Annotated in this window: 11 protein-coding genes; 8 read left to right on the forward strand and 3 right to left on the reverse strand. The window is 49.2% G+C overall.

Annotated features, from left to right (window positions below; genetic code table 11):
- The first annotated feature begins 152 nt into the window (after window positions 1-152).
- Both DN730_RS10555 and DN730_RS10560 read left to right on the forward strand, forming a co-directional pair.
- Complete coding sequence (locus DN730_RS10555) at window positions 153-2,075, forward strand: ABC-F family ATP-binding cassette domain-containing protein (RefSeq protein WP_115468106.1); 1,923 nt, start codon at window positions 153-155, stop codon at window positions 2,073-2,075.
- A gap of 128 nt (window positions 2,076-2,203) precedes the next feature.
- Window positions 2,204-2,656, forward strand: coding sequence for an REP-associated tyrosine transposase (locus DN730_RS10560; RefSeq protein ID WP_115468107.1), 453 nt, complete (start codon window positions 2,204-2,206; stop codon window positions 2,654-2,656).
- A gap of 98 nt (window positions 2,657-2,754) precedes the next feature.
- On the opposite strand, the gene ettA is transcribed toward DN730_RS10560, so the two are convergent.
- Window positions 2,755-4,416 carry an energy-dependent translational throttle protein EttA gene (gene ettA, locus DN730_RS10565; protein ID WP_115468108.1) on the reverse strand — a complete coding sequence of 554 codons (1,662 nt, stop codon included), beginning with the start codon at window positions 4,414-4,416 and terminating at the stop codon, window positions 2,755-2,757.
- Window positions 4,417-4,484: 68 nt separating this feature from the next.
- Window positions 4,485-5,390 (reverse strand): DMT family transporter, encoded by a 906-nt coding sequence (locus DN730_RS10570; RefSeq protein ID WP_115468109.1) that lies wholly within the window; start codon window positions 5,388-5,390, stop codon window positions 4,485-4,487.
- Between the two features lie 163 nt (window positions 5,391-5,553).
- Between DN730_RS10570 and nrdR the strand changes: the two genes are divergently transcribed.
- From nrdR to thiL, 6 genes are all read left to right on the forward strand, one after another.
- Window positions 5,554-6,030, forward strand: coding sequence for a transcriptional regulator NrdR (gene nrdR / locus DN730_RS10575; protein WP_115468110.1), 477 nt, complete (start codon window positions 5,554-5,556; stop codon window positions 6,028-6,030).
- Complete coding sequence (ribD, locus tag DN730_RS10580; RefSeq protein WP_115468111.1) at window positions 6,031-7,161, forward strand: bifunctional diaminohydroxyphosphoribosylaminopyrimidine deaminase/5-amino-6-(5-phosphoribosylamino)uracil reductase RibD; 1,131 nt, start codon at window positions 6,031-6,033, stop codon at window positions 7,159-7,161.
- Window positions 7,162-7,183: 22 nt separating this feature from the next.
- Window positions 7,184-8,323, forward strand: coding sequence for a bifunctional 3,4-dihydroxy-2-butanone-4-phosphate synthase/GTP cyclohydrolase II (gene ribBA, locus DN730_RS10585; RefSeq protein ID WP_115468112.1), 1,140 nt, complete (start codon window positions 7,184-7,186; stop codon window positions 8,321-8,323).
- 14 nt (window positions 8,324-8,337) lie between these two features.
- Window positions 8,338-8,814 carry a 6,7-dimethyl-8-ribityllumazine synthase gene (gene ribH, locus DN730_RS10590; RefSeq protein ID WP_115468113.1) on the forward strand — a complete coding sequence of 159 codons (477 nt, stop codon included), beginning with the start codon at window positions 8,338-8,340 and terminating at the stop codon, window positions 8,812-8,814.
- Between the two features lie 7 nt (window positions 8,815-8,821).
- Window positions 8,822-9,301 carry a transcription antitermination factor NusB gene (nusB, locus tag DN730_RS10595; protein ID WP_115468114.1) on the forward strand — a complete coding sequence of 160 codons (480 nt, stop codon included), beginning with the start codon at window positions 8,822-8,824 and terminating at the stop codon, window positions 9,299-9,301.
- 67 nt (window positions 9,302-9,368) lie between these two features.
- Window positions 9,369-10,319, forward strand: coding sequence for a thiamine-phosphate kinase (thiL, locus tag DN730_RS10600; RefSeq protein WP_115468115.1), 951 nt, complete (start codon window positions 9,369-9,371; stop codon window positions 10,317-10,319).
- Between the two features lie 114 nt (window positions 10,320-10,433).
- Here the strand turns inward: thiL and DN730_RS10605 are convergent, their stop codons facing one another.
- Window positions 10,434-11,474, reverse strand: coding sequence for a Fe(3+) ABC transporter substrate-binding protein (locus DN730_RS10605; protein ID WP_115468116.1), 1,041 nt, complete (start codon window positions 11,472-11,474; stop codon window positions 10,434-10,436).
- Window positions 11,475-11,496: the final 22 nt, after the last annotated feature.

Here is an 11,496-nt window from a genome sequence, read left to right on the forward strand (position 1 = left end):
TATCTGCGTATTTTAGAACGCAGTAAAAAGGTTTGCACCCTATGTGGGGATGGATGGTAAGGATTAAAGGTGTAATTGAAATGTGTAGGCCGTGCTTTAAAGCGACAATCTAGATAAAATGCCGCTTTCGATTTTTCATTACAGAGAGCCTCATGATTCAGTTTTCCCAAATCAGTTTGCAGCGCGGTACGCAGTTTTTGCTTGAGCACGCCGATATGACCATTTTTGAAGGTCAGAAAGTCGGGTTGATCGGAGCGAATGGCGCGGGCAAGTCATCGTTGTTTGCGATGGTGCGCGGAATATTGCATGCCGACACGGGGGAGATTATTTTGCCGGGCCAACGCCGTATTTCGTTTATGGCTCAAGAAGTCGAAGAGGTAGACCGCTCAGCTTTGGATTATTGCCTTGATGGCGATGAGCGCCTGCGTCTGATCGAAGCTAAAATTGAAGAGGCTCAAGCCAATGGCGATGATCATGGTCACGCTCATTGGCTCAGCGAATACGAAAATGCGCACGGCTACACAGCGCAAGCACGTGGAGAAATGCTGCTGCAGGGGCTTGGTTTTAAAATGGCCGACATGCAACGCAACGTGTCGGACTTCTCTGGCGGTTGGCGTATCCGCTTGAACCTCGCACGCGCCTTGATGAGCCCTTCGGACATACTGCTACTCGATGAGCCGACCAACCACTTAGATTTGGATGCGGTCATGTGGCTAGAGAACTGGCTGCGCGGTTATCCCGGTACGCTATTGTTGATTTCACACGACAGGGATTTTCTCGATGGTATCTGTAGCCATATCGTGCACCTGTACCAGAAAAAGCTCAATCTTTATAAAGGGAATTACTCGAACTACGAGCGTCAGCGGGCCGAACATTTGGCGCAACAGCAAGCCACGTTTGAGCAACAGCAGCGCAAACGCGAGCATTTACAGCAGTATGTAGACCGCTTTCGTTACAAAGCGACTAAGGCGAAGCAGGCGCAGAGTCGTTTGAAGATGCTGGAAAAAATGGAATCCATCGGCCCAGCACACATCGATTCCCAGTTTGAATTTACCATTCCAATGGCGGATAAAACCTCGGACCAGCTTGTCAGTTTGATTCAAGCTGATCTGGGTTATGTGTTGGACGATGGATCGCACAAAGTTCAGTTGGCACAGTCCAATTTCTCGTTGCGTGATGGCCAGCGTATCGGCTTGTTGGGCCCTAATGGCGCGGGTAAATCCACACTTATCAAGTCCATCGTGCAGGAGTTGGAGCTACTCGGTGGCGAGCGAGTTTATGGGGAAAACACTAAAATTGGCTACTTTTCTCAGCATCAGCTCAGTGCATTAGACCTAGAAGCCTCGCCCGTGTTGCATATCCAGCGTTTGACACCGACTGCCCTAGAGTCGGATGTGCGCCGATATCTGGGTGGGTTTGGTTTTGTGGGCGATGATGCCCTCCGAGCAGTAAAAGGCTTCTCGGGTGGTGAAAAGGCTCGCTTGGCGCTGTCATTGATTGCGTGGCAGAAACCGAACTTGCTCGTGCTCGACGAGCCGACGAACCACTTGGACATCGAAATGCGCCAAGCTTTGACGGAAGCCTTGCAAGAATTCAATGGCGCGATTCTAGTGGTGTCCCACGATCGACACTTGCTGAACAGCACTGTGGATGAGTTCTTCCTAGTGGCGGATCATAAAGTGGAAGCATTCGATGGTGACTTACAGGCGTATCATCAGTGGTTGCAAGCGCGCCAACAACAAGCCAACCAAGCTGAAAAGGCCGAGTCGGGTGAGCCAAAAGTAGATAAAGTGGATCGCAAAGAAGAGCGCCGTAAAGCCGCTGAATTGCGCGAGAAACTGCGTCCTCTACGTAAAGCGGTGGAAAAGCACGAAAAAGCGATGCAGACCGCTCAAGGTCATCTCGATACCATTAGTGAAGCGATGTCTGATAACAGCCTTTACGAAGCGGCTAATAAAGACAAACTCACCGCCTTGCTCGCCAATGAAGCCAAATGGAAGCAGTCGCTTGAACAAGCAGAAGAAGCTTGGTTTGAAGCGCAAGAAGCCCTAGAAGAAGCGGAAGCCGCATTGTAGGTCGTGATTGATCGAGACATTGTGTTTAGAATTGTCGGAATAAATTCCGACCTACAGAGGGTTGGTTTGTAGGTCGTGATTTATCGCGACAATTTTGTGTTTTTAAAAGACATTAACAAGGAGGTTATATGTCATGGAATGATCTTAGAAAAGGTCGATATTCAAAGTTGCACTTCGAATATCTGATCACTTTCAATACTCTCAACAGAACTCCTCACTTTTTAGACTTCGAGTTAGCTCACTTGTTTTGCCAGCAAATAAAAAGAAATCAACAGCTGCATCAATGTACTTGGTTAGCTTGGGTTCTGATGCCTGATCACTTTCACGGACTGGTTCGTTTGGATGGTGAGAGTGCGCAGTTATCTTCTATTGTTCGTCATTTGAAAGGCAGTAGTTCGAATGTAATTAATAAGTATCTGAATGCTAGCGGGAGCTTATGGCAGCCTTCGTTTCACGATCACGCATTGCGTGCAGAAGAGGATCGTTTGAAAGTTGCTAGGTATATTGTCGCCAATCCATTACGAAAAGGGTTGGTTAGAAACGTTCAAGAATATCCATATTGGGATTCAGTGTATTTGTAGCGCATTGTAGGTCGTGATTCATCGCGACACTGTGCGTTGATTTGTCGGAATAAATTCCGACCTACAGCGATAAAGTCTGCCGTAGGTCGGAATTTTGACTAGGCGTCGATACGTTTGTATTTGATGCGAGTCGGTGTGGCGTCGTTGCCGGTGCGAGCTTTGTAGTCCGCTTCGTATTCTTGGTAGTTACCTTCGAAGAATACGGCTTTGGAATCACCTTCGTACGCTAAGATGTGTGTCGCAACACGGTCAAGGAACCAACGGTCGTGGGAAATCACGATGGCAGAACCTGGGAACGCAAGCAGTGCTTCTTCCAAGGCGCGTAGTGTTTCAACGTCCAAGTCGTTGGTCGGTTCGTCCAATAGCAAGACGTTGCCGCCTTCTTTAAGAAGTTTTGCAAGGTGCAGACGGTTACGCTCACCACCCGATAGGTGTTTCACCAGTTTTTGCTGATCAGAGCCTTTGAAGTTAAAGCGGCCAATGTAGGCACGCGCTGGAACTTTCCAGTTGTGTACGGTGATGATGTCTTGGCCGTCAGAGATTTCTTCGAAGACGGTTTTCTCACCATCTAGCTCACGCATCTGATCAACGTAAGCAAGCTGTACTGTTTCACCCAGTGTGACGGTGCCTGCATCGGGCTGCTCTTGGCCTGCGATCATTTTGAACAGAGTCGATTTACCAGCACCGTTACCGCCGACGACGCCGACGATGGCACCAGGAGGCACAACCATGTTGAAGTCTTCGATCAATACGCGGCCATCAAACCCTTTGGACACACCTTCGATTTCGATCACCTTGTTACCCAAGCGTGGGCCAGGTGGGATGTACAGCTCATTGGTCTCGTTACGCTCTTGGAACTCTTTCGAGTTCATCTCTTCGAAGCGAGACAAACGTGCTTTGGATTTAGATTGGCGACCTTTGGCGTTTTGACGTACCCATTCAAGCTCAGATTTAATGGCTTTGTTGTGGGACGCTTGCTGTTTGGCTTCCATTTCTAGGCGCGCATTCTTTTGATCGAGCCAAGAAGAGTAATTGCCTTCGTATGGAATACCGTGACCACGGTCAAGCTCTAGGATCCAACCAGCGGCATTATCCAAGAAGTAACGGTCGTGGGTAATCGCCACAACAGTACCTGGGTAATCTTTTAAGAAACGCTCTAGCCACGCAACGGATTCAGCGTCCAAGTGGTTAGTCGGCTCGTCAAGAAGGATCATGTCTGGTTTGTCGAGCAGTAGACGACACAGTGCAACACGGCGACGTTCACCCCCTGATAAGTGCTCCACACTCGCTTCCCAAGGGGGTAGACGTAGTGCATCAGCGGCGACTTCTAAAGCGCGGTCCAAGTTGTGGCCGTCTTTGGCTTCAATGAGGTTTTCAAGCTCGGCTTGTTCTTTTGCTAGCGCATCAAAATCTGCATCGGGCTCAGCGTACGCTGCGTACACTGCGTCAAGGCGAGCTAGAGCATCTTTAACATCAGCGACGGACTCTTCAACAATGCCGCGTACATCTTTGGTTGGGTCCAGTTCTGGCTCTTGTGGAAGATAGCCGACTTTGAGTCCCGGCATTGGGCGAGCTTCACCGTTATATTCGGTATCGACGCCGGCCATGATGCGCAATAAAGTGGATTTACCTGAGCCGTTAAGACCTAAAACGCCGATCTTAGCACCAGGGAAAAATGAAAGGGAAATGTCTTTTAGGATCTCGCGTTTAGGCGGTACAACCTTGCCTACGCGGTTCATGCTGTATACAAACTGTGCCATAAGGTTCTGTCTGTTCCTGAGTTGAATAAAACGTTAAAACGAATGCGCTTAGCATAGCATAGCTAGGTTTAATTCAGAATAATGCCGACCGCACCGCCAACGACGAATATTGCCCCAATCCACGCTCCCAAGGCAGGTCGTTGTTTTGTGGTGAGCCACAGTCCTGGCAAGATCAACACGGGCACGGTAGCGGATAAGGTAGTAACGATGCCGACATTGGCATTACCAACCCCCCATACCAGCATACTCATACCGATGACCATGCCCACGGTTGCCACCAGTGCTAACCTCAGCCAAAAGGCGCAAGGTAATGCCTTCATAGAGGAAATGTTCTCTCCGTAGCGGGGCTTAAAGTAAAAACAATACGTTATGAGTAGGCCAATGGCGCCAGTGGTGACGCGCACCGCGGAGGCGACTATTGGATCAACGCCAGCCAGTAGGGCAGGCTTGGCCACTAAAGCACCGCTGGCCTGACAGAGTCCAGCCATCAATGCCATGCTGACGCCCACCGCAAGCGAACCCTTAGTGTTTTCCCAATCGTGTGTCTGCCCTTGTTTGCCAAATAAGATGGCAATGGCCACGCCGATTAACACAATGGCGCAGCAAAGCAGCTCGATGAATGAGAGTGCCTCACCTAAAAACAGCCATGCGAGCACAATAGAAAAAGGGGCGTTCATGGCAAACAATACCCCAGCACGGCGTGGGCCTAAGCGATGCACTGCACTAAACAAGAAGCTATCTCCGACCAAAATGCCAAGTAGACCAGACAGAATGAGCGGCAAAATAAAGTGTGCCAATGTCCCGAGTTCGTTAATGCGCCACAAACTTATGATGCACATCAAGCTCGCTGCAAATGAGATGCGAAAAAGGTTGAAGCGAAATGCACCGATTTGTGCAATGAGTTTGGGAGCCAAAAGGCTTGAAATGGTCCAGCACAAGGCTGCTACGAGTCCTGAAAGTTCGGCAAACATCATCCGAAAGTCGCTCCTGCGCTAATCAAAAAAACCTTAATCAAGCGAATTGGCTGATGACGGGTCGGTAGCTATATTAAGGTGGGATTGGTATTATCTTGCACTAATATGAGCCGTTTAATAATAGCTCGCATCGTACGAAATTTTCCCAAGTATTGGAACCAGCATGCGTTGTCCTTTTTGTGGTGCCCAAGATACCAAAGTCCTTGATTCTCGTCTCGTTTCAGAAGGCGCGCAAGTGCGCCGTCGTCGAACGTGTGGTCATTGCCAAGAGCGTTTTACGACGTTCGAAATTGCTGAGTTGCAAATGCCTAAACTGATTAAAAGTGATGGCAGTCGCGTCCCTTTTGACGAAGAGAAACTGCGTTCAGGTATTCTCAAAGCAATAGAAAAACGCCCAGTAAGCATTGAGGCGATTGAAACCGCTATCGCTCGAATAAAAGAAACCCTGCAAGCTACAGGGGAGCGAGAGGTCGCTTCTCGAGTCATTGGCGAAGCCGTGATGAATGAGCTTAAACGCCTAGATCAGGTTGCTTATGTTCGTTTTGCATCGGTATATCGTAGTTTTAAAGACATCAGCGAGTTTCGTGAAGAGATCGAGCGTTTAGAAAACGGTGCTAAACGAGTGCCCGAGGAGAAATAAATGGTACATCAGCAATTCATGGCGCGTGCACTTCAACTAGCGCGCCGTGGTGTATACACCACCCATCCTAATCCGCGTGTTGGGTGCGTCATTGTAAAAGATGGGCAGATTATTGCAGAAGGCTTTCACGCGAAAGCGGGTGAAGGTCATGCTGAAGTTCAAGCATTGGCCAATGCTACCGCCGACGTCTCTGGTGCGACGGCTTATGTCACGTTGGAGCCCTGCAGCCATCATGGTCGCACGCCGCCGTGTGCTGAAGCGCTGATTAGCGCTGGCGTGGCCGAGGTGGTTTACGGTATGCAAGATCCGAATCCAGAAGTGTCGGGTAATGGGCTAGCAGCGCTTGAAAAAGCGGGTGTAAAAGTGACTGGGCCTGTTATGGAATCCGAATGTCGTACTCTGAATCCTGGCTTTATCAAGCGCATGGAAGAAGGGTTGCCTTATGTGCGAGTCAAACTTGCCATGAGTGTGGACGGCCGCACCGCGATGGAATCGGGTGAAAGCCAGTGGATTACAGGCCCTGAGGCGCGTCAAGACGTGCAACGATTGCGCGCGCAAAGCGCGGCGATTGTTACGGGTATCGGTTCAGTGATTATGGACAATCCAAGTATGACCGTTCGCATCGACACAGAAGGGAATGAAGTAGACGCGAAGCAGGTTCGGCAGCCGTTACGTGTGATTATGGATACCGCATTGTCTGTGCCACCAGAAGCTAAAATTCTTTACCCGACGGATCAAGCAACGATCTTTTGTGATGAGGAAGAAATAGAAGACGATCACCTTGCGGCCTTGCAAAAGAAAGGAATTGCTGTGCGCTTTGTGCCTCGAGGCGACGACGATCGTTTAGACCTTGTTGAGGCGATGGGGCAACTTGCTGACGAAGGCATTAACGAAGTCCTAGTGGAAACTGGCGCTGAGTTGGCGGGGGCTTTTTTGAATGCGGGTTTGGTGGATGAGCTTGTGATTTACATGGCGCCGAAGCTATTAGGCTCCGCTGCGCGACCACTCGTTAATTTACCACTTGAGAACATGTCTGAGGCTGTTGAGCTAGACTTGGTTGATGTAGCAAAAATTGGTTCCGATATTAAGCTGGTCTATGTCCCCCAATACCGTGACGAAGAAGACCTCTAGAATAATAGAAAGGTGAACAGCGATGGCGATTAATTCAATTGAAGAAATATTGGCGGATATGCGTCAAGGTAAAATGGTCATTCTGATGGACGACGAAGATCGTGAGAATGAGGGTGACCTGATTGTTCCTGCCGAGTGCATCACGCCAGAAATTATTAACTTCATGGCGGTACACGCACGGGGTTTGATTTGTCTTACGCTGATGCCTGAGCGTTGTGAACAGTTGAATCTACCGTTAATGGTGACGCAAAATGGCGCGGCGTTTAGTACAAATTTCACGCTTTCGATTGAAGCATCCGAAGGTGTTACCACTGGGATTTCTGCTGCTGACCGCGCACTGACCGTTAAGCGAGCCGTAGCGGCGAATGCAAAACCGTCTGATATCGTTCAGCCTGGTCATGTATTTCCGTTAATGGCACGCCCTGGTGGTGTATTATCACGAGCAGGTCATACCGAAGCAGGGTGTGATTTGGCGCGAATGGCCGGCTACGAAGCCGCGTCTGTGATCGTAGAAGTGATCAATGATGATGGCACCATGGCTCGTCGCCCAGATTTAGAGAAGTTTGCCGAGAAACATGGCATAAAAATTGGTACAATCGCCGACCTGATTCATTACCGCACTCTGAATGAAACGACCGTGCAACGCGAGGCGGAGCAATTGGTGGAAACTGAGGTGGGTGAGTTTAATCTCATTACCTATCGCGACACGGTTCAAGGCTTAAGCCACCTAGCGTTTGTGAAAGGTGATGTTGCTGCAGAAACACCAACGTTAGTACGTGTTCATGTGCGTGACCCAGCGCGAGATGTAGCAGGCATTACTGTACCAGGTGGTGAGCCAAAATGGTCGATGCTAGGCGCGCTGGAGTATATCGCTAAAGAGGGTTGCGGTGTTGTGGTACTGGTTGACTCTGCAACACGTCCAACGGATTTGGCAGAAAGTTTTCTCGTTTCGTTGAATCCGCCTGCGGGGAAAGGTTCGAATGAAAGTGGCTCTGGGGCTTATCTGACGGTCGGTACTGGGTCGCAAATTTTGCGTGATTTAGGTGTGCGCCGAATGCGTTTGCTAAGCTCACCGAAGAAGTTTTCCATCACCGGTTTTGATTTAGAAACGGTGGAGTTTATTCCTTATAAAGGCGCTCCTGTGAGCGCTGATCAAGTTTAAGTTAAGAGGCAATTATGAGCGATATAAAGACTTATGAAGGTCATTTCGCAGCACCTGGAGCGAAGTTTGCTCTTGTTGTCGGCCGCTTCAATAGCTACATCGTAGAGAGCCTAAAAGAAGGTGCTATTGATACATTGGTGCGTCACGGCATTAAAAAAGAAGACATTACAGTTGTTTATGCGCCGGGAGCATTTGAGATTCCGGTTGTGGTGCAGAAAGTTGCCGAGCAAAAACAATATGACGCGATCATCGCCCTCGGCGCTGTGATCCGTGGTGGTACGCCACACTTTGAATACGTTGCGGGAGAGTGTGTATCAGGCTTAAGCCGACTTGCTTTGCAGTTTGGTATTCCTGTGTCGTTTGGTGTACTAACCGTTGATACAATTGAACAGGCAATCGAGCGTGCTGGCACGAAAGCAGGTAATAAAGGTGGCGAAGCCGCACTTTCTGCTCTAGAAACGGTAGCCGTTTTACGTAATTTGGAAGGCTAAGAAAAGCATGACTGAACAAGACAAGGCAAAAGCGCCGAAAAAACCATCTCGCTCGCAGTTGCGCAGCGCATCCCGTGCGTTGGCGTTGCAGGCTATTTACCAGTGGCAAATGAACCACTCGGCAGTGAACGAGATTGAGGCGCAGTTCGCTGTCGATCAAGATATGGGGTCATGCGACAAGGTGTATTTCCGTGAATTGGTTTATGGTGTTTCATCTAAAGCCAAGGTTCTGGATAATTTGTTTGAGGAATTACTAGATCGTTCGTTGTCTGAGCTAGATGCGATCGAGTTGGCAACATTGCGTATCGGCGCCTATGAGCTCTCCGAGCGCTTGGATGTACCTTACCGCGTTGCGATTAATGAAAGTGTGGAGTTGGCTAAATCATTTGGTGCCAGCGAGAGTCATAAATACATTAACGGTATTCTTGATAAGCTAGCCCAACGTGTACGCCGCGAAGAGATTGCCGCGCGCCGTAACGCCAAATAAACGCACATTAGAGTCTCGAAAAGCCATCCATTCGATGGCTTTTCTTTTATCTGCCTTAGGGGCTAGCATGCACGAGTTTGAATTGATTCGATCTATTTTTCAGTCGTCAATGATGGCCAATACTCAAGGCCGAAATGACATCTTATTAGGTATCGGCGATGACTGTGCGCAAGTGAAAGTACCTGATGGGCAAACGTTGGTGTTTTCAATGGATACAATGGTGGAAGGTCGCCATTTCCCATTTGATGCTGACCCGCTGGATATCGGTTACCGAGCAGTTGCTACGTGTGTTAGTGATCTGGCCGCAATGGGGGCAAAACCTGCGTTTTTCACCTTGGCTTTGACCATGCCGGACTCCGATCCGCAATGGCTGGCCGCCTTTGCAGAGGGGATGGCCGAGTTGGCCGAGCCCATTGGTTTGTTATTGGTTGGCGGTGACACGACGAAAGGCCCCTTAACCATTACCCTACAAGTGCATGGCTATGTTGAGCAGGATCACACACCGAGACGCAGCCAAGCGCAAGTAGGAGACGACATTTATGTAACGGGTACGCTAGGGGATGCCGCCGCCGCCGTCCCGATCGTGACCGGCGAGTTGCAAGTGTCCGCGGAGCGGTTTGATTATTTTTACGATCGTTTCTGGCGACCTTCTCCGCGGCTGATTGCTGGGATGGCCTTAAAACGTGTGGCTCACAGCATGCTGGATATCTCGGATGGTTTGGCGCAAGACTTACAACATATCACTAAGGCATCCAACGTCGGTGCAACACTGCAATTAAGTGCGTTGCCCGTGTCTGAGGAGCTGTTAAGTTGGAAGCCTGATTGTGCACAGACATTGGCGCTCACAGGGGGAGACGACTATGAATTGTGTTTTACCGCTCCGAAAAGCGCTCGTGAAGAAATACAGTTGATTACGCAAACTCTGCATTTAGCATGCGCTAGAGTCGGCGAAATAACTGCGTCTGGCTTTGATGTGGAAGGATATCAGGGCGAATTGTCGGGTTGGCAGCACTTTTAATTCTTGATCATATCATGACGGACATCCTTGCCTTGCAGCTCTATCAGGAAATAGTGCAGCAGGTGGCAATCTAGGTCGCGCTGTCGCACGACCTTCAACCTCTTTGTTATTCCTCTATTTCCAGCCGTTTGCGTCCATGAGTTCTGTAGCGCGGCGATTGTATTCTCCAAGTAGGTTGAGCGGTAACGTATCTGCCTTGAATGTGCCAAATTGAGTCAAGGAGCTTGGGAAGTCCGCATTTTTAATCACTGGGTACTCATTGTTCACATCGGCATACCAATTTTGGCTTTCTTGAGAAACTAGAAACTCCATCAATCGCCTCGCATTGCGACTGTTACGTGCAGAATGTGTAAGGCCAATACCGCTCACATTTACATGTGCTCCGCGTTGTTCAGTGGCTTGATTTGGCCAAAATAATGCGACGTTGTTGAAAACTTGTTGATCGTTCGGCTTGTTGCTTTGTCCTAGTCGGCCAAAATAATAGGTGTTCGCAAGCGTCAGATCACACACACCTGCTTCTACCGCACGAAGCAAATCCGTATCACCACCGAAGGGCGCGCGCGCGAGGTTGGCTACTAATCCTTTTATCCACTCTCCTGTGGCGCGCTCCCCGTTGGCGGCTATCATAGATGCCACCAAGGATTGATTGTAGATATTCTCTGAAGAGCGTACGCATATTCGACCTTTCCATTTTGGATCGGCTAAGGCTTCGTAGGTTGATAATTCCGCTTGATTGATCTTTTTAGGATTATAAAAGATGACGCGTGCTCGCTGTGACAGGCCGACCCAATAGTTATCTGAGTCGCGCAGATGTGAAGGGACTTTTGCGTTGATAGTGTCAGAGTCGAAGGGTTGCAATACGCCCGCGTCTTTCGCACGTTGTAATCGGCCTGCATCCACGGTGATGAAAATATCCGCTGGGCTGGCGTCACCCTCCTGTTTTAGTCGTTGTAGTAACGTATCCGCATTGCCCGTAATGAGATTGACTTGGACATGATATTTTTTTGCATAAGCCTCAAGTGCTGGTGCAATGAGTGCTTCTTTCCGTGCAGAGTAAATATTCACTTCGCCTCTAGATATTGCATATTGGCTATAGAGTGCAGTTATAAGGGTTGCGCTCAGCCCAAGTGTTAAAGACATTTTTTTGCTATTCATACGTACCTCTACCGTCCGTTCC

This window comes from Marinomonas piezotolerans (genome assembly GCF_003362755.1).
GTDB lineage: Bacteria > Pseudomonadota > Gammaproteobacteria > Pseudomonadales > Marinomonadaceae > Marinomonas > Marinomonas piezotolerans.